Below are 21,064 nucleotides of genomic sequence, written 5' to 3'. Positions count from 1 at the left end.
CCACCCGGCCCCGCCGAACCCCCGGCGACCGCAGCCGCGGCAGCGGCCCTGGGGACGCCGGGGGTGGCTCATCTGACGGCGGAACTGGGCCCGCCGATCCATGCGACGGAGGCCCACCTGCGAGTGGAGCTGGCCACGACCCGCCACCCCTTGGAGGTCGCGAGAGCCGTACGGGACGCGGTGGCCCGGGCGGCGCCGGAGGCGAATTCAGTGGCCGTACTGATCACATGGGCGGGCTGACAGGCCCGGGCGGAGCTCAGTCGGAAAGGCCGGCCAGATCACGAAGCCGCCGGGCCTGAGCGGCACGCTCGGCGACCCGCTGCTCCTCGTAACCCCGCCCGCCCGCACCGCGAAGCAGCGCCTTCGTCTCGACCACCGCGTCGCGCGGGGCGGCGAGCAGCGCCCCCGCCAAGTCCCGTACGGCGGAGTCGAGTTCCTCGACGGGAACGGCGAGGTTGGCCAGGCCGACGCGCTCGGCCTCCTCTGCGCCGACGAAGCGTCCCGTCGCGCAGATTTCGAGCGCGCGGGCGTAGCCCACGAGCCCGACCAGCGGATGCGTGCCCGTGAGGTCGGGAACCAGCCCGAGGCTGGTCTCGCGCATGGCGAACTGCACGTCCTGCGCGACGACCCGGAGGTCGCAGGCGAGGGCGAGCTGGAAGCCGGCACCGATCGCGTGCCCCTGGACGGCCGCGATCGACACGATGTCGTTGCGACGCCACCAGGTGAACGCCTCCTGGTACGCGGCGATTTCCGCATCAAGGTCCGCGTCGGAGCCGCGCGCCAGGTCGATGAACGAGGGCTCGCCGTCGAAGCCTTCGGGGGTGAAGGCCTGGCGGTCGAGGCCAGCGGAGAAGGACTTGCCCTCACCGCGCAGCACGACGACGCGGACGCTGCCCGGAAGCGACCGTCCGGCGTCCGTCAACGCCCGCCACAGAGCGGGAGACTGGGCGTTGCGCTTGGCCGGATTGGTCAGGGTCACCGTGGCGACCGCGTCGTCGACGGAGAGCCGGACGCCGTCCTTGTCGAATACCTCAGCTGCGGATGCGGGCGTAGCCATGGGGCGCCTCCGGGTCAGTGGCCGTCATCGAATGACCGCGTCGGCGGTCATTAAGTGACTGCACAGTAACCACCCGGTCGACCGCACGGCCGACCGGGTGGCCACCACCGGACCCGGTGGGCCACAGGAGCTGTCCGGAAACTGCCTCGGTCAGGCCGAGGCGGCCTTCTTGCCCCGTGTCGCTCCACCGCGTCCACGGAGAGTGACCCCGGACTCGCTGAGCATCCGGTGGACGAATCCATAGGACCGGCCGGTTTCCTCGGCCAGCGCCCGGATACTCGCACCGGAGTCGTACTTCTTCTTCAGGTCTGCCGCGAGCTTGTCGCGCGCGGCGCCGGTAACCCGGCTGCCCTTCTTCAGAGTCTCGGCCACCCGTGCCTCCTCATGGGAAGTGCGCTCTGGACTTCTCATGATCACCCCTCCCGGGCTTCCTGGCCACCCATTCGGCAAGGTCCGTACAACAAGCTTCGGGGCCCGGACTGCCGCCGAGCGGGGCGGAATTCCACATTCCGGCTGGGCCCGGACATATCCCGGGCCGAAAGTCGAGGCGAAGCGCCAGGTCAGCGCTGTGTTCCGGGTCACACATGGAAAAAGGCCCGCCCCACAAGGGACGGACCTTGATCCGGCACATGACACACCGGGGTACGAGACGCACTCACTCAGATTGAGGATCACGCGTAAGCCGAATGATCCATACCGAGTGGATCAGCGGATGGATCATGCACGGACTCCCGCGCCGGAGGCGTCCGGTCAGGCGAGGGCGACCAGGTCCGCGTAGTCGGGACCCCACAGGTCCTCGACGCCGTCCGGCAGCAGGATGATCCGCTCCGGCTGGAGCGCCTCGACGGCGCCCTCGTCGTGCGTGACGAGGACGACGGCGCCCTTGTACGTGCGCAGCGCGCCGAGGATCTCCTCGCGGCTGGCCGGGTCGAGGTTGTTGGTGGGCTCGTCGAGCAGCAGGACGTTGGCGGACGAGACGACGAGGGTGGCAAGCGCCAGGCGGGTCTTCTCGCCGCCGGACAGGACCCCGGCGGGCTTGTCGACGTCGTCGCCGGAGAAGAGGAACGAGCCGAGCGTCTTGCGCACCTCGACGAGGTCCAGGTCCGGCGCGGAGGAGCGCATGTTCTCCAGGACGGTGCGCTCCGGGTCGAGCGTCTCGTGCTCCTGCGCGTAGTAGCCCATCTTGAGGCCATGGCCCGGGGTGACCTCGCCGGTGTCCGGCTTCTCGGCGCCGGCGAGCAGCCGCAGCAGGGTCGTCTTGCCGGCACCGTTGAGGCCGAGGATGACGACGCGCGAGCCCTTGTCGATGGCCAGGTCGACGTCAGTGAAGATCTCCAGGGAGCCGTACGACTTCGACAGGCCCTCGGCGGTCAGCGGGGTCCTGCCGCAGGGCGCGGGCTCGGGGAAGCGCAGCTTGGCGACCTTGTCGGAGACGCGGACCGCCTCAAGGCCGGAGAGCAGGCGCTCGGCGCGCTTGGCCATGTTCTGCGCCGCGACGGTCTTGGTGGCCTTGGCACGCATCTTGTCGGCCTGCGAATTGAGGGCCGCGGCCTTCTTCTCGGCGTTCTGGCGCTCGCGCTTGCGGCGCTTCTCGTCGGCCTCGCGCTGCTGCTGGTAGAGCTTCCAGCCCATGTTGTAGACGTCGATCTGGGCGCGGTTGGCGTCCAGGTAGAAGACCTTGTTGACGACCGTCTCGACGAGGTCGACATCGTGGGAGATCACGATGAAGCCGCCGCGGTACGTCTTGAGGTAGTCCCGCAGCCAGACGATGGAGTCGGCGTCGAGGTGGTTGGTCGGCTCGTCGAGGAGCAGGGTGTCGGCGTCCGAGAAGAGGATGCGGGCGAGCTCGATGCGACGGCGCTGGCCACCGGAGAGCGTGTGCAGCGGCTGGCCGAGCACGCGGTCGGGCAGGCCGAGGGCTGCGGCGATGGTGGCGGCCTCGGCCTCGGCGGCGTACCCGCCCTTGGTGAGGAACTCGGTCTCCAGGCGCTCGTACTTCTTCATCGCCTTCTCGCGCGTGGCGCCCTTGCCGTTCGCCATGCGCTCTTCGTTCTCGCGCATCTTGCGCAGGACTTCGTCGAGGCCGCGGGCGGACAGGACGCGGTCGCGGGCGAGGACGTCGAGGTCGCCGGTGCGCGGGTCCTGCGGCAGATAGCCGACCTCGCCCGAGCTGGTGATGGTGCCGGCGGCCGGGATGCCCTCGCCGGCCAGGCACTTGGTGAGGGTGGTCTTGCCGGCTCCGTTGCGGCCGACGAGGCCGATGCGGTCGCCCTTGGCGACGCGGAAGGATGCGGACTCGATGAGGACTCGGGCGCCGGCGCGCAGCTCGATGCCGGTGGCGGTGATCACGGAAAGACTCCAGGGCGGTATGGACGGCGGACGGGACGGGGGGTCGGGGGTCGACGCCGCCTAATGCACAAGGAGAATTGCCATGGGCCAATTCTAACTGGGCCGCGCAACCCGGTTTTCGCCGCGGTCCGTGAGCCGCTCACCTGGGAGTTCGTTGCCCAGCGGGGTACGGCCAGGGGCGATCTTGCCGAGCCCGTCGACGGCGGCCGCTTCCTGGCTCCAGGAGTCCCCGTCGCGGCAGGGCTGGGCCAGGAGCGGCACCGCGCCGGTGCGCGGTGCGCGCCGGGTCGAAGACGCAGCCGTCGCGCGCGGGCAGCAGCCAGCACAGGTCGCCGTACGGGGTCCGATCGGCATGCTGGGCCGCGGTGACCAGCGGCAGAGCGAGTACGGCGGCGACTGCGCTCAGCGCGAGACGGGTCCGGTTCCCTGACGCGCAGAGCGCATCGGCCGACGTAACAAAACGGGCGTAGCGCAATGAACCGATTGATACTCGGGGTGACTTTCCTGATACTCGGGGTGACCTTGAGCGGGCTGCCCCTCACGCCGGCCCGGGTGAACAGAGAGTGGTGCGCCCATGCAGTTCGACGACGACGCCGATCTGGACACGTCCGAGGTCAACGATGTGCGCGGCAGCCGGATCCCGGGCGGCCGGGCCACGATCGGAGGCGGAATCGTCGGCGTCATCGCGCTGCTCCTGGGCCTGTTCTTCGGCGTGGGACCCGAGGAGCTCGGGCTCTCGTCCGGCGACACCACACCGGGGGCGAGTTCGTCGTCGCAGGCCCAGGTGAACCAGAGCTGCCGTACGGGTTCGGACGCCAACACCAAGGAGGACTGCCGGATCGTCGCGGTGGTCAACAGCGTGCAGGACTACTGGAGCCAGGAGTTCCCGCGGCGCGGCGGGAAGTACTCCCCCGCCAAGACGGTCCTCTTCACGAACCGGGTCAACACGGCCTGCGGCACGGCGACTTCGGCCGTCGGGCCCTTCTACTGCCCGGGTGACCGGCAGGTCTATCTCGACCTGGGCTTCTTCAACGAACTGCGCACCAAGTTCGGTTCCAGCGGCGGCCCCTTCGCGCAGGCGTATGTGGTGGCGCACGAGTACGGGCACCACATCCAGAACCTGATGGGCACCCTGCAGAAGTCGCAGGACGGGCAGCAGGGCGCCAACAGCAACGCGGTGAAGGTGGAGTTGCAGGCCGACTGCTACGCCGGGGTCTGGGCGCACCACGCTACGACGACGCCCGACAAGTCGACGGGCCGCCCGCTCATCTCCAAGCTCACCGTCCAGGACATCAAGGACGGCCTGGACGCGGCGGCCGCGGTCGGCGACGACCGGATCCAGGAGAAGTTCCAGGGCCGGGTCACCCCGGAGACCTGGACGCACGGCTCGGCGCAGCAGCGCCAGCAGTGGTTCTACACCGGCTACCAGACGGGCGACATGGCCCGCTGCAACACCTTCGCGCGGTGAATCCGGGCGCTAATCCGGGCGCCAAGGGGCGTTGTCAGTGCCGGGTGCGAGACTGAGATCCAGGTCACAGTCAGCGGCTTGGACCCGGAAGGAGTGATCGGGATGAGCATGTACCCGACGATTCTCTACGGCGACGCGAAAGCGGCGATCCGCCAGCTCAAGGACGCCTTCGGCTTCACCGAGGTGTGTGCGTACGAGGGTGAGGACGGCAGCGTGATGCACGCCGAGCTGTCGTACGGGACGGGCGTGGTGATGCTCGGCTCCAAGGGCCGCGCGGGCCTCTTCGCGAAGGTGATGGCCGACGCGGGCCCGGTGGGGGTGTACGTGGCGGTGAGCGATGTGGACGCGCACTACAAGCGGGCCGCCGAGCAGGGCGTGGAGATCCTCATGGAGCCGACGGACCAGGACTACGGCTCGCGGGACTACATGGCGAGGGACGCGGAGGGCAACGTGTGGAGCTTCGGCACGTACGCGCCGGGCGGCGCGGAGTGAGGGGGCAGCGGGCCAGCCCCTGACCCCGTCGGCGCCCGGAGCTCAGGCGCGGGGGCCCGGGGGTGGGCGGCTCGGGTCGGCTCAACAGGTCGACAGGGAAGGGGAGTTGAGGGCGTGACGTGCCGCCCCTGGGGGCGGGCGGCGGTGTCGCTGCGCGCGTCGCTATACGGAACCCGTGTGCACCTGGAAGGCGGCCCGGCGGACCGCCTTGGCCAGCGCCGGGTCGGGGTGAGCCGCGGCCAGGGCCACCAGGACCTGCACGGTGCGCGGATGCCCGACGGCACGCACCTCGTCGAGCAGTGCCGGGACCGTGCCCTGCACCGCCGAGTCGAGGTGGCGTACGAGCAGTTCGCTCTCGCCGTGATCGGCCACGGCGGCGGCCGTGTCGACCCACAGCCAGGTGGACTCCTCGCGGGTGAGGACACCGAGCACGTCCTCGGGGTCGCCGCCCTCGTACTCGGCGAGCCACAGCAGGGCGTAGGGGCGCAGGCAGGTTTCCGCGGCGGCGGCGCGCACCCCGGCCTCGGCGGGCGCTCCGACGACCCGCAGCGCCTCGAAGGCGAGTCCGCGCAGCAGGGCGTCGTCACCCCGGGCGACGTCGAGGAGTTCGGTGACGGCGCTGCCGACGGTACGGGCGGCGGTCCAGGCCCGGTACTCGGCGCGGGCCGGGCCCGGGGTGAGGCCGGCGCAGCCGCGCAGCATGTCGTCGGCGGACTGCTCGATGTTCCCGGCGGGGCTCTGCGCGGCGACGCAGATCTGCTCCAGCTTGACCCAGACCGCCCAGTTGCCGAGCGGGGTCAGGGTGGCCTGGCCCTCGCCGAGGACGAGCGCGCCGACTGCGGCGAGGCCGGCCAGGGCCCAGCCGAGGAGGTGCGGCAGGAGCGGAGGCAGGGACACGGGGTCGGGCTGGGGACCGTAGGGGACCTCGCAGCGTTCCTCGCGGAGTTCGGCGACCCGCTGGCCGAGCAGGTCGAGCAGCGCCGGTACGAGTACGGGCCCGTTGGAGAGCTGGAGGAGGGAGAGCACCTGGGGGACGGCCTCGACGACCTCGGCGACCGCGGTGGGGGCGATGTCGTCCGGGGCGGGGTGGACGAGGGACCAGGCGTCGAACAGGGCGACCCAGCCGCGCAGGACGGCCGCGTCGTCACGGTCCCAGGCGCGCAGCCGCCAGCCGGGCCGCACCGTGGCGCCGTGGAGCTCGACGAGACCGGCCAGCCGGGCCCGGTCCCAGCCGGCCCGCACCTGACCGGGCGTCAAACCCAGTGCGGCGGCGGCCCGCTCGGCGACCGGCGCGGGCAGCGGTCCCGGCCGGCCGGGACCGCAGGAGCCGCCGCGGGCGCGCTCGGCGTCGGTCCAGCGGGCCACGCGTACGGCGTCGGCGAGTACCGCCCTGGCCTGGCGGGCCAGTTCGGCGGCGGCCGGGGTGCCCGCGGGCGGCCGGGGCGCCGGCCGGGTACGCCGGTCGGTCACGGCCCTGCGGGCGGTGGCAAGGGGTCGGGCTTGCATCGGGTGCGGAGCGCGGACAAGCCGCAGTCTGGAGTCGCGCGGCAACTTCTCTTCAGGCTTCCGGGACGTCACGCAGGCAGTCTTCCCCGTCACTGCCCGAAAGCCCAAACGGAATCGGCCACGATCGCCACGCCGGAGGCCACGGGGACTGCTGGGGGTCCGGGGGTCGCCCCCCGGACGGACACGGCCCCGGCGCTAACCGAAAGCCCAAACGGAATCGGCCCCTCATGCCGCACCGGGGCTGCGGGGTGTCACATGAGCGGGGTGAGGAAGCGGCGCAGGGTTTCTTCGTAGGTCCGTGGGTCGGCGTTCCACATGGAGGCGTGGGGGGCGTGCGGGACCGTGTGCAGGGTGATCAGTTCCGGGCGGCGGTCGGCCAGTTCGCGGGAGGGTCCCCAGGGGGCGAGCGTGTCGTCGGGGCCGTGGAAGAGCAGCGTCGGGACGCGCAGGGCCTTGGGGTCGACTGCTTCCTGGAGGCGGTCGCCGTGGATGCCGGTGCGGCCCTGGGCGGCCCGGACGGCGAGCGGAAGGAGCGCGCCCGGGGTGCCGTGGGCGGTGGCGAGGGCCTTCAGGGTGAACTCCCAGTCCAGTACGGGCGAGTCGAGCACGATGCCGCCGATGCGCTCGCGCAGTGCGGAGTGGGTGGCGGCGTGCAGGGCCATCGTGGCGCCGGTGGACCAGCCGTGCAGGATGACCCGCCGGGCCCCGGACCGCAGGGCGTAGCGGATCGCGGCGTCGAGGTCGCGCCACTCGGAGTCGCCGAGGTGGCCGAGCCCGTCCGGCGAGCGGGGTGCGCCCTCGTCGCCCCGGTAGGCGAGGAGAAGCACGGGGAGCTGGTGGCGGTGCAGGAACTCCACGATGTTCAGGGGGTGTTCGCGGGTCGTGCCGAGGCCGTGGACGGCGATCACCCAGGTCGTACGGGGGCCGGGCACCAACCAGGCGGGCAGCGGCCCGAGTTCGGCCGCGATCTCGACGTCCTGGTGGTCGAGGCCGAGGGCGGCGGACGGGGTGCCGCGATGCACCTGGGGCGTGAGCCGTACCCGGTCCCCCGCCGCGAGGCTGCCGTAGGTGACCCGCTCCAGGCGGCGCACCACCGTGTCGGCGGTGTGCGGGGCGCCGTCGAGGACGTCGCCGACGACGGCGTGCGCGCCCGGTCCCGCCAGGCCGTACGTGCCCGGGCGCAGCGACACGAGCGAGCGGGTCAGGGTGATCCGGCCCGGGGCGGTGGCGTGCACTGTCAGCCGGGGGTCGGTGGGCAGCGGGCGGCCCGGCGGCGCCTTGAGGGCGGCGTCGCTGGCGTAGCGTCCGGCGACGACCGCTGCCGCGCCGACGCCGAGGAGGGTGGTGACGGCCGCGGCCGTCTTCGTAGCGGGGCGCATCCCTCCAGTCTCGGCTCGGGCTCGCCGGGGTGCCAGTGGACGCAGCCCATCGGGGTGGGCGCCTACGGCTGCCCGTATCCGCGCAGCCGTTCGGCGACCTCGTCGAGCTGGGCGGGGCTGAGCAGCGAGGGGGCACGGCCGGGCAGGGCCGAGGCGGTGAGCCAGAGCCGGCACATCCACTCCAGCTGGGCGGTGCGGTCGTAGGCCTGGGCGAGGCCGGTTCCGTAAGTGATGGTTCCGTGGTTCTGCAGGAGACATCCGGTGCGGCCCTCAAGGGCGCGCAGCATGTTCTCGGCCAACTCCTCGCTGCCGTACAGGGCGTACGGGGCGACCCGGACGGGGCCGCCGAGCGCGGCCGCCATGTAGTGGACCAGGGGCAGTTCGGTGACGAGGGTGGACACGGCCGTGGCGTGCACGGCGTGGGTGTGGACGACGGCCCGCGCGTCGGTGTTCCGGTACACCGCGAGGTGCATCGGGATCTCGCTGGTGGGCCGGAGCGCGCCCATGACCTGGCGGCCTTCGAGGTCGACGGCGACGGTGTCGGCGGGGCCGAGCCGGTCGTAGGGGACGCCGGTCGGGGTGACCAGGACCAGGTCGCCGACGCGTACCGACACATTGCCCGAGGTGCCGACGACCAGCCCTTCCGCGGCGGTTCTGCGTGCGGTGTCGATCAGTTCGGCCCATGCCGCGGCGGTCGCCGCCTCGTCGTCGCTCATGCGGCCGATCCTGCCAGGGCGCAGCGGCCGCGATACGGGAGTCGGACGGCGATCTTCAACTAGCCTCTGGGTGCTTTGTTCCGTACATCATCGGAATTCTGGGGGGACGTCATGGCTCGCGACCGCAATCCGCTCCCGCGCCGAGCCCGGGTGCGGGCCGCGCTCACGGGGGGCTTGGCCGCACTGGCGCTGGGCTGTGTGGGGCTCGCGGCGCTGCCCGACGCGTCGGCCGCGGACAAGCCGCTCGGCCACGACGTGTCCTCGCACCAGAAGAACGTGGACTGGGCCTCGGCGAAGGGCCTGGGCGCCTCGTTCGTCTATGTGAAGGCGACCGAGTCGACGACGTACCGCAATCCCTACTTCGGACAGCAGTACGACGGCGCCCGGCAGGCGGGTCTGGTGCGGGGGGCCTACCACTTCGCGCTGCCCGACCAGGCGTCCGGCCGGGCGCAGGCCGAGTTCTTCGTGCGGCACGGCGGCGACTGGTCGGACGACGGCTGGACGCTGCCGCCCGCGGTCGACCTGGAGCGCAACCCGTACGGCAAGGACGCCAAGGACGGCAGCAGTGCCAAGTGCTACGGCCTGAGTCCGGCCGCGATGACGTCGTGGATCGCGGGGTTCAGCGACGAGGTGCGGCTGCTCACCGGCCGCCGCCCGGTGATCTACACGACCGCGGGCTGGTGGAACGACTGCACCGGCCACAGCAGGGCCTTCGCCGCGACCCACGCCCTGTGGCTGGCCCGGTACGCCGACACGCCGGGCGCGCTGCCGGCGGGCTGGTCGTACTGGACGTTCTGGCAGTACCAGAACGGCAGCGGGAGCCTGCCGGGTGACCAGAATCTCTTCAATGGGACTTTTGGGCAGTTGAAGCGGTTCGCGGCGGGCAGCTGACCGGCCTCTGTGGGCCAACCGGGGGCGAGAAACGGCCACAGACACCGACACGCCCGCCCCAGTTCATCTTCCGTTCACTCAGGTTACTTACGTTCGTCCAGCCACTGACGTCGAACGATTGCCTGGGTAAATGGAACACATCACGCTGCTGCTCGCGATTGTGATCGTGACAGCTCTCGTGTTCGATTTCACGAACGGTTTCCATGACACCGCCAACGCGATGGCCACCACCATCTCGACCGGCGCCCTGAAGCCCAAGACGGCGGTCGCCATGTCCGCCGTGCTCAACCTGGTCGGCGCGTTCCTGTCAGTGGAGGTCGCCAAGACGATCTCCGGCGGGATCATCGACGAAAAAGGCATCAGAACCGAGGTCATCTTCGCGGCCCTGGTCGGTGCCATCCTCTGGAACCTGCTGACCTGGCTGCTCGGTCTGCCCTCCAGTTCCTCGCACGCCCTGTTCGGCGGCCTCATCGGCGCCGCGGTCATGTCGGCGGGCTGGTCCTCGGTCAACGGCTCGACCGTGGTCACCAAGGTGCTGCTCCCGGCCGTCGCCGCGCCGATCGTCGCGGGCATCGCCGCGATGCTGGCCACCAGGCTGACGTACCGACTCAACCGGAACACCGACGAGAAGGCCACCGCCAAGGGCTACCGCGCGGGCCAGATCGCCTCGGCCGGCCTCGTCTCGCTCGCCCACGGCACCAACGACGCCCAGAAGACGATGGGCATCATCACCCTCGCCCTGGTCACCGGCGGTGTGCTGCACCCGGGCGCGAACCCCCCGCTGTGGGTCATCGTCTCGGCCGGCCTGGCCATCGCGATGGGCACCTACCTCGGCGGCTGGCGCATCATCCGCACCATGGGCAAGGGCCTGACCGAGCTGCGCCCGCCGCAGGGCTTCGCCGCCCAGACCGCCGCCGCCACCGTCATCCTGGCCTCCTCGCACATCGGCTTCTCGCTCTCCACCACCCAGGTCTGCTCGGGCTCCGTCATGGGCGCGGGCGTCGGCCGCAAGGGCGGTGTGGTCCGCTGGTCCACCGCGTCCCGGATGGCCGTGGCCTGGGTTCTGACGCTGCCGGCCGCCGGACTCGTCGGCGCGGGCGCGGAGTTCCTCACCAAGCAGGGCACGTGGGGCATCGTCGCCGTCGCCATCCTCCTGATCGCCGGTTCGGGCACCATCTGGAAGCTGTCGCGCCGCCAGCCGGTCGACCACCACAACGTCACCGCCGACGAGATCGGCGAGGCCCCCGCGGCCGAGCCCGCCGGTGTCGTCACCACCGCGATCGCCGCGGTCACCCCGCCGCCGACCGCCGCGGCCGCCGCGGCCGCCGCGGCCATCGACCTCAAGGCCACGATCCAGGCCCCGGCCCCGGTGACGCCTGCCGACCCGCCCACCCCGGCGACGGTCTGACCCCGGTTCTCCGGCACAGCTAAGGAATCCTCATGCACATCGACTGGGCAGCTCTCGGCTCCGTCTTCGGCGTCAGCCTCGTGGTGACCGTCGGCCTGGTGGGCCTGTTCACCCTCGGCATCGTCGGCCTCACCAAGCGGGAGGCCGCGGCATCCGGCACCGGCAACGTGGCGCTGGCCCGCACCGGTGCGTACGCCTGCTTCGCGGCCTGCGCGGCGGCCGTCGCGTACGGGATCTATCTGATCGTCGCCTGACCCACAGGCATCACCAGAACCGCCCTTCGGCCCGTGCCGGAGGGCGGTTCTGTGTGGCGCCGCGCACTCTCCCCCGCCGCAGGTCAACAGCAAGTTGACGGGTGTTCTCGCAGCGTGGTGGACTGCACCGGCCAGCTACGGCGGCAGCAGAGGAAGCCGGTGCGAATCCGGCGCGGTCCCGCCACTGTCACCGGGGAATGATCCCCGCGAGCCAGGAACTCTCACCGCCGGTCACGTCGTACCAGGGCGCGGACACCCTGAGTGAGGACATACCGCCATGCGCGCCTGCCCGTCGAGACTCTCCGGCCCTACCCGCGACGCCCTGGCGGGCTGAGCGCATGCGGGCCGATCGCACCTTCGCCTACGGCGCCACGGCCGGGCTCCTGGGCGACCTCCTGCTCGGCGATCCACGCCGCGGGCATCCGGTCGCCGCGTTCGGCCGCGCGGCCGGCGCCGTCGAACGCGCCCTGTGGCGTGACCACCGCGGCTGGGGCGCGCTGCACACCCTGGTGTGCGCGGGCGGCGCCACGGGCGCGGCAGTGCTCCTTTCCCGTGCCGTACGAGGCCGTCCCGCCGCATCCCTCGCGCTGACCGCCGCCGCCACCTGGACCGTGGTGGGCGGCACGTCGCTCGGCCGCGAGGCGCGGGCCATCGGCGGGGCGCTGGCCGCCGGCGACGCGGAGGTGGCCCGGGAGCGCCTGCCGCACCTGTGCGGGCGCGACCCGCAGTCCCTGGACGCGGACGGCATCGCGCGGGCCGCCGTCGAGTCGGTCGCCGAGAACACCTCGGACGCGGTCGTCGGCGCCCTGGTGTGGGGCGCGCTCGCGGGCGTGCCCGGCCTCGTGGGCTTCCGGGCGGTCAACACGCTGGACGCGATGATCGGGCACAAGTCGGCCAAGTACCGCAGGTACGGCTGGGCCTCGGCGCGCCTGGACGACGTGGCGGGCTGGCCGGGCGCCCGCCTCACCGCCGTCCTCGCGGCGCTCGCGGGCCCGGACACCAAGGGCGCGGTACGGGCCTGGCGCGCGGATGCCGCGGGGCACCCGAGCCCCAACGCGGGCCCGGTCGAGGCCGCGTTCGCGGGGGCGCTCGGCGTACGGCTCGGCGGCACGCTCTCCTACGCCGGACGCGTCGAGCACCGGCCGGTCCTCAATGGCTCGGGGCGGGCCGTCGGCGTCGCGGACATCGAACGGGCGGTACGGCTCTCGCGCAGGGTGGGCTGGCTGACGCTGGCCGCCTCCGTCGCGACGAGGGCCGCTGTGAGGAAGGGACGTACATGGGTGGCGGGCTGCTGATCGCGGGCACGACCTCGGACGCCGGCAAGAGCGTCGTCACGGCCGGGATCTGCCGCTGGCTGGTGCGCCGGGGCGTCAAGGTCGCGCCCTTCAAGGGGCAGAACATGTCGCTGAACTCGTTCGTGACGCGCGAGGGCGCGGAGATCGGCCGGGCGCAGGCGATGCAGGCGCAGGCGGCGCGCGTGGAGCCGAGCGCGCTCATGAACCCGGTGCTGCTCAAGCCGGGCAGCGACCGCTCCAGCCAGGTCGTGCTCATGGGCAGGCCGGTGGGCGAGATGAGCGCGCGCGGGTTCTTCGGCGGGTCCGGGGGCCCGTCCTCGGGGAAGACGCCGCACGGGGGGCACCGGCAGGCGCTGCTCGGCACCGTCCTGGAGTGCCTGGAGGAGCTTCGGGGCACGTATGACGCCGTGATCTGCGAGGGGGCGGGCAGCCCGGCCGAGATCAATCTGCGGCGTACCGACATCGTCAACATGGGCATCGCGCGGGCCGCGCGGCTGCCCGTCGTCGTGGTCGGCGACATCGACCGGGGCGGCGTCTTCGCCTCGTTCTTCGGGACGACGGCGCTGCTCGCCCCCGAGGACCAGGCGCTGGTCGCCGGCTACGTCGTCAACAAGTTCCGGGGCGACGTGACGCTCCTGGAGCCCGGCATCGAGATGCTGCGCGGCCTCACCGGGCGGCACACCTACGGGATCCTGCCGTACGCCCACGGCCTCGGCATCGACGAGGAGGACGGGCTCCGGGTCTCCATGCGCGGCGCCGTGCGGGAGTCCGCGGTGACGCCGCCGGTCGGCGAGGACGTGCTGCGGGTCGCCGTCTGCGCCGTGCCGCTGATGTCCAACTTCACCGACGTGGACGCGCTCGCGGCCGAGCCCGGCGTGGTCGTGCGGTTCGTGGACCGGCCCGAGGAGCTCATCGACGCCGACCTCGTAGTGGTGCCGGGCACGCGCGGCACGGTCCGCGCCCTTGAGTGGCTGCGCGAGCGCGGCCTCGCGGCGGAGCTGGCCCGCAGGGCCGCCGAGGGCCGCCCGGTGCTCGGCATCTGCGGCGGGTTCCAGCTGCTCGGCGAGCACATCGAGGACGAGGTCGAGTCGAGGGCGGGCTCGGTCGCCGGCCTCGGACTGCTGCCGGTACGGGTGCGGTTCGCCGCCGAGAAGACCCTGGCGCGGCCCGTCGGCGAGGCCCTCGGGGAACCCGTCGAGGGGTACGAGATCCACCACGGCGTGGCCCAAGTCCTCGGCGGAGAAGCCTTCTTGGACGGATGCCGTGTGGGCGCCGTCTGGGGCACCCACTGGCACGGCTCCCTGGAGAGCGACGGGTTCCGGCGCCGGTTCCTCGAACAGGTCGCCCGGGCCGCGGGCCGCCGGTTCGTGCCCGCGCCCGACACCTCGTTCGGCGCGCTGCGCGAGGAGCAGCTCGACCGGCTCGGCGACCTGATCGAAGAACACGCGGACACCGACGCCCTGTTGCGGCTGATCGAGCAGGGCCCGCCCGCCGGGCTGCCCTTCATCCCGCCGGGGGCGCCATGAACACCCCCGCGAGCCCGCGGCGTACAGCACTACTCGAAGGAGAGATCGGCACATGAGCACCCGGTATCCGTTCACCGCCGTCGTCGGCATGGACGACCTGCGCCTCGCGCTGCTCCTGAACGCGGTGAGCCCGGCCGTGGGCGGCGTGCTTGTCCGGGGCGAGAAGGGCACCGCGAAGAGCACCGCCGTACGGGCGCTCGCCGATCTGCTGCCCGAGGTGGCGGTCGTGGCGGGCTGCCGCTTCAGCTGTGACCCGGCCGCGCCCGACGCGCAGTGCCCGGACGGGCCGCACGAGAGCGGTCCCGGCACCGCCCGCGCGGCGCGCATGGTCGAGCTCCCGGTGGGCGCGTCCGAGGACCGTCTGGTGGGCGCCCTCGACATCGAGCGCGCGCTCGGCGAGGGCGTGAAGGCCTTCGAGCCGGGCCTGCTCGCGGACGCCCACCGCGGCATCCTGTACGTCGACGAGGTCAACCTGCTCCACGACCACCTCATCGACCTGCTGCTCGACGCCGCCGCGATGGGCTCGTCCTACGTCGAGCGCGAGGGCGTATCGGTGCGGCACGCCGCACGGTTCCTGCTCGTCGGCACGATGAACCCCGAAGAGGGCGAATTGCGGCCGCAGTTGCTCGACCGGTTCGGCCTGACCGTCGAGGTCGCCGCCTCGCGCGAGCCCGAGCAGCGGGTCGAGGTCGTGCGGCGCCGCCTCGCGTACGACGACGACCCGGCCGCGTTCGCCGCACGCTGGGCCGACGAGGAGGGCGCGCTGCGCGAGCGGATCGTGGCCGCGCGCGAGCTCCTGCCCTCCGTCTCGCTCGGGGACGCGGTGCTGCTCCAGATCGCCGCCACCTGCGCCGCGTTCGAGGTGGACGGCATGCGCGCCGACATCGTGATGGCGCGCACCGCCACCGCGCTCGCCGCGTGGGCGGGGCGCACCGAGGTGACGAGTGAGGACGTCCGCCAGGCCGCGCTGCTCGCCCTTCCGCACCGGCGCAGGCGCAACCCGTTCGACGCGCCGGGCCTCGACCAGGACAAGCTCGACGAGACCCTGGAGCAGTTCCAGGACGAGGCCGACGACGATCCGGACCCGGGCCCCGAAGGCCCCGGCGGCGGCGGTGGCGGAGGCGGTGGGGTGCCGCCGCAGGGCGACTCCCCGGAGAGCCCCGCCGAATCCCCCGAGTCGTCGGAATCCTCCGACGCCGTGGAGCCGCCGGCCGCCCCCGCCCCCAGCGGTCCCGGCGAGCGGGCCGCGGTGAAGGCCGCCGAGCCGTTCCGTACGAAGATGCTGAGCGTGCCCGGTCTCGGCGAGGGCGCGGCGGGCCGGCGCTCGCGGGCCCGTACCGACCACGGCAGGACGACCGGTTCGCGCCGCCCCCAAGGGGCGCTCACCAAGCTGCACTTGACGGCGACCGTGCAGGCGGCGGCCCCGCACCAGCGGGCGCGCGGGCGATCGGGCCGCGGTCTCGTGGTGCGCCGTGACGATCTGCGCCAGGCCACCCGCGAGGGCCGCGAGGGCAACCTCGTCCTGTTCGTGGTGGACGCGTCCGGGTCGATGGCGGCCCGGCAGCGGATGAGCGCGGTCAAGGGCGCGGTGCTCTCGCTGCTCCTCGACGCCTACCAGCGCCGCGACAAGGTCGGCCTGATCACCTTCCGCGGCAAGGACGCCGAGCTGGCGCTGCCGCCCACCTCGTCGGTGGACGCGGCGGCGGCCCGGCTCGAAACGCTGCCCACCGGCGGGCGCACCCCGCTCGCGGCGGGGCTGCTCAAGGCCCACGACGTACTGCGCGTGGAGCGGCTGCGCGATCCCTCGCGGCGGCCGCTGCTCGTGGTCGTCACCGACGGCCGGGCCACCGGCGGCCCCGAGCCGGTGGCGCTCGGCGCCCGCGCGGCCCGGCTGCACGCCGCCGAGGGCACCGCTTCGGTGGTCGTGGACTGCGAGTCGGGGATGGTGCGGCTGGGGCTCGCCGAGGACCTCGCACGCGAACTCGGCGGCACCGCCGTCACGTTGGACGAGCTGCGGGCGGACTCCATCGCCGGTCTCGTCAAGGACGCAACTGGAACTTCGAGGAGGGCCGCTTAATGCCGCAGGGACAGGTCAGTGTCGTACCCGAGGACGGTCTGACGACCCGTCAGCGCCGCAACCGGCCGCTGGTCATGGTGCACACGGGCGTCGGCAAGGGGAAGTCGACGGCCGCGTTCGGCATGGCGCTGCGCGCCTGGAACCAGGGCTGGCCGGTCGGGGTGTTCCAGTTCGTGAAGTCGGCGAAGTGGAAGGTCGGCGAGGAGAACGCGCTGAAGGCGCTCGGGGCGTCCGGCGAGGGCGGCCCCGTCGACTGGCACAAGATGGGCGAGGGCTGGTCGTGGATCCAGCGCGAGACCGCCGAGGGCGAGCCGACCCACGAGGAGAAGGCCCGCGAAGGCTGGGAGCAGGTCAAGCGCGACCTGGCGGCCGAGACGTACAAGTTCTACGTCCTCGACGAGTTCGCCTACCTGCTGCACTGGGGCTGGGTCGACGTCGACGAGGTCGTCTCGGTGCTGCGCGACCGGCCGGGCACCCAGCACGTGGTCATCACGGGCCGCAACGCGCCGCAGCAACTGCTGGACTACGCGGACCTCGTTACGGACATGTCCAAGGTCAAGCACCCGATGGACGCCGGGCAGAAGGGCCAGCGGGGCATCGAGTGGTAGCACGTCTCGTCATCGCCGCCCCGTCGTCGGGCAGCGGGAAGACCACCGTCGCGACGGGCCTCATGGCCGCGTTCGCGCGGTCCGGGCTCGCCGTGTCCCCGCACAAGGTGGGGCCCGACTACATCGACCCGGGGTACCACTCCCTGGCGACCGGGCGGCCCGGCCGCAACCTCGACGCGTACATGTGCGGGCCCGAGCTGGTGGCCCCGCTGTTCGCGCACGGGGCGCGCGGCTGCGACCTCGCCGTGGTCGAGGGCGTGATGGGCCTGTACGACGGGGCGAGCGGGCTCGGCGAACTCGCCTCCACCGCCCAGGTGTCCAAGCTCCTGCGCGCCCCGGTGGTGCTCGTCGTGGACGCCTCCTCGCAGTCCCGGTCGGTGGCCGCCCTGGTCCACGGCTTCGCGTCCTGGGACCCCGAGGTGCGGATCGGCGGGGTGATCCTCAACAAGGTCGGCTCGGACCGGCACGAGGCGCTGCTGCGCGAGGCGATGGAGGACGTCGGCGTGCCGGTCCTCGGCGCCCTGCGCCGCGCGCCCCAGGTCGACACCCCGTCCCGGCACCTGGGTCTGGTGCCGGTCGCCGAGCGGCGGGCCGATGCGGTGGACGCGGTGGCGGCCATGGGGGAGCAGGTGCGGGCGGGGTGCGATCTGGATGCGCTGATCGCCCTCGCGCGGTCGGCTCCGCCGCTGGGTGCGCAGGCGTGGGAGCCGGGCTTTGAGCTCCCCCACCCCGCCCCTTCCCGCTGTGACATTGGCGGCTCCGCCGCGGGGCCTCCGGCGGACGGATCGTCGGCCTCGGGCCGGTGGGCCCGGGGCTCCGCCCCGGACCCCGCTCCTCAAACGCCAAAGGGGCTGAGTCCAGCAGGACCGGCGCGGCCCGTCATCGCCGTCGCCGGCGGGTCCGCGTTCACCTTCTCCTACGCCGAGCACCCCGAACTGCTCACCGCCGCCGGCGCGGAAGTCGTCACCTTCGATCCGCTCCGGGACGAGCAACTCCCCCCGGACACAAGCGGGTTGGTGATAGGCGGGGGCTTCCCCGAGATGTTCGCCGCCGAGCTGTCGGCCAACGAACGGCTCCGCAAGGCCGTCGCCGAGCTCGCGCGGTCGGGGGCGCCCGTGGCCGCCGAGTGTGCGGGGCTGCTCTACCTCGCGCGGTCGCTGGACGGGGAGCCCATGTGCGGGGTGCTCGACGCCGACGCGCGGATGTCGGGGCGGCTCACCCTCGGGTACCGGGAGGCCGTCGCGGTGCGGGACAACAGCCTGGCCGTCGCCGGGACGCGGCTGCGCGGCCACGAGTTCCACCGCACCGTCATCGAGCCGGGCGCGGGCGCCGACCCCGCGTGGGGCATCGTGCACCCGGAGCGCCGCGCCGAGGGCTTCGTACAGCAGGGCGTGCACGCCAGCTATCTGCACACGCACTGGGCGGCCCGCCCGGAGGTCGCCCGCCGCTTCACCGCGGGCTGCGCCAGGTGACGCACTCAGCCGGCGATGCCCACCACCAGCCAGATGAACCCCACGCCCGCGACGGTGCACAGCAGCGTCGACAGGGCGGGGTGCTCGTGGTGGGCCTCGGGGAGGATCTCGGCGGCGGCGAGGTAGAGGAGCACGCCGCCGAAGAAGCCCAGATAGCTGCCGAGCAGCTGCTCCGGAAGAGTGAACAGCAGGGTCGAGGCCGCCCCCACCATCGGGGCGAGCGCGTCGGCGAACAGCATCGCCACCGCCTTGCGCTTCTCGTTCCCGTACAGGCTGGTGATCGTGTACGTGTTGAAGCCGTCGGCGAAGTCGTGGGTGATGACGGCGAGCGCCACGGCGACGCCCATGCCGGCGCCCACCTGGAAGGCCGCGCCGATCGCGATGCCGTCCATCAGGCTGTGCCCGACCATCGCGGAGGCGACGGTGACGCCGACCTGCGGGGCCCGGTGCTCGCCCGCCCCGTGGGCGGCCTGGCGCACGGCGAGGACCCGCTCGACGACGTGCGCGAAGAGGAAGCCGCCGACGAACAGGAGCAGCGCGCGGGGCACCCCGAAGAGGTCGTCGCCGGCCGCGTCCAGTGCCTCCGGCAGCAGGTCGAGCCCGACCACGCCGAGCATGAGTCCGCCCGCGAGCCCGAGCACCAGGTGGCGCCGGTCAGTGACCCGCTGGGCGGTCCAGCCGCCGACCAGGGTCATCAGGAACGCGCCGAGCGCGACGAATACCGCCATGCGCCCTTGCTAACCGACGGGGCCCGCACTCCGCACGTCCGTGTGCGGCCCCGCCGCCACTCCGAAGCGGCCTGCGAGGATCCTTCCATGGCCGACGCCGTCCGCATCAGCAGCCCCCAGCACACCGGGGCGCCGCTCGTCGTGGGCGTCGGCGCCTCGAAGGGCGTGTCCGAGGACGAGGTGCTCGGGCTGATCGAGGCGGCGCTGTCGGACGCGGGCCTCGATCCCCGCGCCGTCGCCGAACTGGCCACGCTGGACGCCAGGTCGAGGGAGCCGGGCGTCGTCGAAGCCGCGGCGAAGCTCGGGGTTCCGCTCGTCGCGTACGCCGCCGACGAGCTCGCGGCCGTCCCGGTGCCGCACGGCTCGGACGACGTACGTGCCGCCGTCGGCACCGGCTCCGTGGCGGAGGCCGCAGCCCTTGCCGGGGGTGGTGAACTGCTCGTGCCCAAGCGGAAGTCGAGCCCCACCGGCCGTGCCGCCATGGCGACGTGTGCGATCGTACGTCGACCCCGCCTCCGGCCGTTCGCGGACGGACGCGACGGACCCCCCACCAGGAGCGAAGCCATGTCCATGCCTGCCACCGAGGCCCAGCACGATCTGCGTCACCACGGTGACGCCGAGGTCCGCGACGACGGCGACGAGCTGACCGACCTCGCGGTCAATGTCCGCACCGGCACTCCCCCGGCCTGGCTGCGGGAGCGCATCGCCGACTCGCTGACCGGCCTTGCCGCCTATCCGGACGGGCGGGCGGCCCGCGCGGCGGTGGCGGCCCGGCACGGCCTCCCGGTGGAGCGGGTGCTGCTGACGGCGGGAGCCGCGGAGGCGTTCGTCCTGCTCGCCCGATCCCTGACGTTCCGACACCCGGTCGTGGTGCACCCGCAGTTCACGGAGCCGGAGGCGGCGCTGCGCGATGCGGGGCACGAGGTGCGGCGGGTTCTGCTGCGGGCCGAGGACGGCTTCCGGCTCGACCCCGCGGCCGTCCCCGAGGAGGCGGACCTGGTGGTGGTCGGCAACCCGACCAACCCCACGTCCGTACTGCACCCGGCCCGCACGCTGGCCCAACTCGCCCGTCCCGGGCGGACGTTGGTGGTGGACGAGGCGTTCCTGGACGCGGTGCCGGGCGAGCGCGAGGCCCTCGCGGGCCGCACCGACCTGCCCGGCCTGGTCGTGCTGCGCAGCCTGACCAAGACGTGGGGTCTGGCGGGGCTGCGGATCGGTTACGTACTGGCGGACCCGGAGACGATCGCGACCCTCCAGCGGGCCCAGCCGCTGTGGCCGGTGTCGACTCCGGCACTGGTCGCGGCGAGCGCCTGCATGGAACCCCGGGCGCTGGCGGAGGCCGAGGCGGCCGCGGTGGGTGCCGCCGAGGACCGGGCCCATCTCCTGGCCGGGCTCGCGGAGTTCGACGAGGTGACGGCGGTGGAGCCGGCCGAGGGTCCCTTCGTACTCGTACGGATCGAGGGCGCGGCGGAAGTCCGGGAACGACTGCGCACGCTCGGGTTCGCGGCTCGGCGCGGCGACACGTTCCCGGGGCTCGGGCCCGAGTGGCTGCGTCTGGCGGTCCGCGACCGCGCCACCACCAACCGCTTCCTCCAGGCCCTGGACCAGTCCCTGACCCTGACGGCCCACTGACCCGGGAGCCCACCCTGGGGCCCGCCCCAGGGCCCGGAGGCCGCCCCGCCCCACCCCTTCCCGAAACCCGCCGGGGGTGGGGAAGGGGGAAGCCGGTTTCCTGGGGCTCCGCCCCAGACCCCGTTCGCGCCTCAAGGGCGCTCGTCCTCAAACTCCCCCAAGGCCTCAAGGGCCAGGGGGGACCCCCATGACGGGCTGAAGATGCC

19 protein-coding genes, 1 pseudogene and 1 riboswitch are annotated in these 21,064 nt (G+C 73.0%); of the genes and pseudogenes, 13 read left to right on the top strand and 7 right to left on the bottom strand.

What is annotated here, in order from left to right:
• Nucleotides 1-240 (top strand): annotated as a pseudogene (locus tag ADK54_RS45595) (hypothetical protein); the annotation flags it as partial.
• A gap of 16 nt (nucleotides 241-256) precedes the next feature.
• Here the strand turns inward: ADK54_RS45595 and ADK54_RS03740 are convergent.
• The 3 genes from ADK54_RS03740 to ADK54_RS03730 form a co-directional block, all read right to left on the bottom strand.
• Nucleotides 257-1,057: an enoyl-CoA hydratase/isomerase family protein gene (locus tag ADK54_RS03740; RefSeq protein ID WP_053724055.1), complete on the bottom strand. Its 801-nt coding sequence runs from the start codon at nucleotides 1,055-1,057 to the stop codon at nucleotides 257-259.
• A gap of 150 nt (nucleotides 1,058-1,207) precedes the next feature.
• Nucleotides 1,208-1,429 (bottom strand): helix-turn-helix domain-containing protein, encoded by a 222-nt coding sequence (locus ADK54_RS03735; protein ID WP_006123601.1) that lies wholly within the window; start codon nucleotides 1,427-1,429, stop codon nucleotides 1,208-1,210.
• 378 nt (nucleotides 1,430-1,807) lie between these two features.
• Nucleotides 1,808-3,406, bottom strand: a complete 1,599-nt coding sequence (locus ADK54_RS03730) for an ABC-F family ATP-binding cassette domain-containing protein (protein ID WP_053724054.1) — start codon at nucleotides 3,404-3,406, stop codon at nucleotides 1,808-1,810.
• A 184-nt stretch (nucleotides 3,407-3,590) separates the two neighbouring features.
• On the opposite strand from ADK54_RS03730, the gene ADK54_RS45590 reads away from it, so the two are divergent.
• The 3 genes from ADK54_RS45590 to ADK54_RS03720 all read left to right on the top strand — a co-directional run bounded on the left by ADK54_RS45590 (nucleotide 3,591) and on the right by ADK54_RS03720 (nucleotide 5,366).
• Nucleotides 3,591-3,836, top strand: coding sequence for a hypothetical protein (locus ADK54_RS45590; RefSeq protein ID WP_159047608.1), 246 nt, complete (start codon nucleotides 3,591-3,593; stop codon nucleotides 3,834-3,836).
• Between the two features lie 144 nt (nucleotides 3,837-3,980).
• Entirely contained in the window at nucleotides 3,981-4,874 is an 894-nt protein-coding gene (locus tag ADK54_RS03725) for a neutral zinc metallopeptidase (RefSeq protein WP_053724053.1), read from the top strand.
• Between the two features lie 102 nt (nucleotides 4,875-4,976).
• Nucleotides 4,977-5,366, top strand: a complete 390-nt coding sequence (locus ADK54_RS03720; RefSeq protein WP_053724052.1) for a VOC family protein — start codon at nucleotides 4,977-4,979, stop codon at nucleotides 5,364-5,366.
• 162 nt (nucleotides 5,367-5,528) lie between these two features.
• Here ADK54_RS03720 and ADK54_RS03715 read toward each other — a convergent pair whose 3' ends face one another.
• The 3 genes from ADK54_RS03715 to ADK54_RS03705 all read right to left on the bottom strand — a co-directional run bounded on the left by ADK54_RS03715 (nucleotide 5,529) and on the right by ADK54_RS03705 (nucleotide 8,967).
• The gene (locus ADK54_RS03715) at nucleotides 5,529-6,872 is read right to left on the bottom strand and encodes a hypothetical protein (protein WP_199826856.1); all 1,344 of its coding nucleotides are present in this window, start codon (nucleotides 6,870-6,872) and stop codon (nucleotides 5,529-5,531) included.
• 251 nt (nucleotides 6,873-7,123) lie between these two features.
• Nucleotides 7,124-8,251 (bottom strand): alpha/beta hydrolase, encoded by a 1,128-nt coding sequence (locus ADK54_RS03710; RefSeq protein ID WP_053724050.1) that lies wholly within the window; start codon nucleotides 8,249-8,251, stop codon nucleotides 7,124-7,126.
• A gap of 62 nt (nucleotides 8,252-8,313) precedes the next feature.
• Nucleotides 8,314-8,967 carry a class II aldolase/adducin family protein gene (locus ADK54_RS03705; protein ID WP_053724049.1) on the bottom strand — a complete coding sequence of 218 codons (654 nt, stop codon included), beginning with the start codon at nucleotides 8,965-8,967 and terminating at the stop codon, nucleotides 8,314-8,316.
• Between the two features lie 111 nt (nucleotides 8,968-9,078).
• Between ADK54_RS03705 and ADK54_RS03700 the strand changes: the two genes are divergently transcribed.
• The 8 genes from ADK54_RS03700 (at nucleotide 9,079) to ADK54_RS03665 (ending at nucleotide 18,498) form a co-directional block, all read left to right on the top strand.
• Complete coding sequence (locus tag ADK54_RS03700) at nucleotides 9,079-9,858, top strand: lysozyme (RefSeq protein WP_053724048.1); 780 nt, start codon at nucleotides 9,079-9,081, stop codon at nucleotides 9,856-9,858.
• A 130-nt stretch (nucleotides 9,859-9,988) separates the two neighbouring features.
• Entirely contained in the window at nucleotides 9,989-11,266 is a 1,278-nt protein-coding gene (locus tag ADK54_RS03695) for an inorganic phosphate transporter (RefSeq protein ID WP_053724047.1), read from the top strand.
• A 32-nt stretch (nucleotides 11,267-11,298) separates the two neighbouring features.
• Nucleotides 11,299-11,520, top strand: coding sequence for a hypothetical protein (locus ADK54_RS03690; protein ID WP_053724046.1), 222 nt, complete (start codon nucleotides 11,299-11,301; stop codon nucleotides 11,518-11,520).
• 100 nt (nucleotides 11,521-11,620) lie between these two features.
• Nucleotides 11,621-11,762: riboswitch (cobalamin riboswitch) on the top strand.
• A 96-nt stretch (nucleotides 11,763-11,858) separates the two neighbouring features.
• On the top strand, nucleotides 11,859-12,815 hold the full coding sequence (locus ADK54_RS03685; RefSeq protein WP_053724045.1) for a cobalamin biosynthesis protein: 957 nt from the start codon (nucleotides 11,859-11,861) through the stop codon (nucleotides 12,813-12,815).
• A complete protein-coding gene (locus ADK54_RS03680) occupies nucleotides 12,797-14,341 on the top strand; it encodes a cobyric acid synthase (protein WP_053724044.1) in 1,545 nt (514 codons plus the stop codon). The genes ADK54_RS03685 and ADK54_RS03680 overlap by 19 nt, the downstream gene beginning before the upstream one ends.
• Before the next feature lie 52 nt (nucleotides 14,342-14,393).
• On the top strand, nucleotides 14,394-16,418 hold the full coding sequence (locus ADK54_RS03675) for a putative cobaltochelatase (RefSeq protein WP_053724043.1): 2,025 nt from the start codon (nucleotides 14,394-14,396) through the stop codon (nucleotides 16,416-16,418).
• On the top strand, nucleotides 16,418-17,026 hold the full coding sequence (cobO, locus tag ADK54_RS03670; protein ID WP_053724042.1) for a cob(I)yrinic acid a,c-diamide adenosyltransferase: 609 nt from the start codon (nucleotides 16,418-16,420) through the stop codon (nucleotides 17,024-17,026). The genes ADK54_RS03675 and cobO overlap by 1 nt, the downstream gene beginning before the upstream one ends.
• Entirely contained in the window at nucleotides 17,020-18,498 is a 1,479-nt protein-coding gene (locus ADK54_RS03665; RefSeq protein ID WP_053724041.1) for a cobyrinate a,c-diamide synthase, read from the top strand. The genes cobO and ADK54_RS03665 overlap by 7 nt, the downstream gene beginning before the upstream one ends.
• A 5-nt stretch (nucleotides 18,499-18,503) precedes the next feature.
• On the opposite strand, the gene ADK54_RS03660 is transcribed toward ADK54_RS03665, so the two are convergent.
• The gene (locus ADK54_RS03660) at nucleotides 18,504-19,226 is read right to left on the bottom strand and encodes a ZIP family metal transporter (protein WP_053724040.1); all 723 of its coding nucleotides are present in this window, start codon (nucleotides 19,224-19,226) and stop codon (nucleotides 18,504-18,506) included.
• Nucleotides 19,227-19,313: 87 nt separating this feature from the next.
• On the opposite strand from ADK54_RS03660, the gene cobC reads away from it, so the two are divergent.
• Entirely contained in the window at nucleotides 19,314-20,858 is a 1,545-nt protein-coding gene (gene cobC, locus ADK54_RS03655; RefSeq protein ID WP_078966105.1) for an Rv2231c family pyridoxal phosphate-dependent protein CobC, read from the top strand.
• Nucleotides 20,859-21,064: the final 206 nt, after the last annotated feature.

Source organism: Streptomyces sp. WM6378 (assembly GCF_001279695.1).
Lineage (GTDB): Bacteria > Actinomycetota > Actinomycetes > Streptomycetales > Streptomycetaceae > Streptomyces.
Note: the sequence above shows the minus strand (reverse complement) of the source record. Positions and strands in the feature narration are given on the sequence as shown.

Bases quoted from the DNA above. Each gene is read 5' to 3' on its own strand.
- ADK54_RS03740 (WP_053724055.1), bottom strand. From the start codon at position 1,057: ATGGCTACGCCCGCATCCGCAGCTGAGGTATTCGACAAGGACGGCGTC.
- ADK54_RS03725 (WP_053724053.1), top strand. From the start codon at position 3,981: ATGCAGTTCGACGACGACGCCGATCTGGACACGTCCGAGGTCAACGAT.
- ADK54_RS03720 (WP_053724052.1), top strand. From the start codon at position 4,977: ATGAGCATGTACCCGACGATTCTCTACGGCGACGCGAAAGCGGCGATC.
- ADK54_RS03715 (WP_199826856.1), bottom strand. From the start codon at position 6,872: ATGCAAGCCCGACCCCTTGCCACCGCCCGCAGGGCCGTGACCGACCGG.
- ADK54_RS03710 (WP_053724050.1), bottom strand. From the start codon at position 8,251: ATGCGCCCCGCTACGAAGACGGCCGCGGCCGTCACCACCCTCCTCGGC.
- ADK54_RS03705 (WP_053724049.1), bottom strand. From the start codon at position 8,967: ATGAGCGACGACGAGGCGGCGACCGCCGCGGCATGGGCCGAACTGATC.
- ADK54_RS03700 (WP_053724048.1), top strand. From the start codon at position 9,079: ATGGCTCGCGACCGCAATCCGCTCCCGCGCCGAGCCCGGGTGCGGGCC.
- ADK54_RS03695 (WP_053724047.1), top strand. From the start codon at position 9,989: ATGGAACACATCACGCTGCTGCTCGCGATTGTGATCGTGACAGCTCTC.
- ADK54_RS03690 (WP_053724046.1), top strand. From the start codon at position 11,299: ATGCACATCGACTGGGCAGCTCTCGGCTCCGTCTTCGGCGTCAGCCTC.
- ADK54_RS03685 (WP_053724045.1), top strand. From the start codon at position 11,859: ATGCGGGCCGATCGCACCTTCGCCTACGGCGCCACGGCCGGGCTCCTG.
- ADK54_RS03680 (WP_053724044.1), top strand. From the start codon at position 12,797: ATGGGTGGCGGGCTGCTGATCGCGGGCACGACCTCGGACGCCGGCAAG.
- ADK54_RS03675 (WP_053724043.1), top strand. From the start codon at position 14,394: ATGAGCACCCGGTATCCGTTCACCGCCGTCGTCGGCATGGACGACCTG.
- cobO (WP_053724042.1), top strand. From the start codon at position 16,418: ATGCCGCAGGGACAGGTCAGTGTCGTACCCGAGGACGGTCTGACGACC.
- ADK54_RS03660 (WP_053724040.1), bottom strand. From the start codon at position 19,226: ATGGCGGTATTCGTCGCGCTCGGCGCGTTCCTGATGACCCTGGTCGGC.
- cobC (WP_078966105.1), top strand. From the start codon at position 19,314: ATGGCCGACGCCGTCCGCATCAGCAGCCCCCAGCACACCGGGGCGCCG.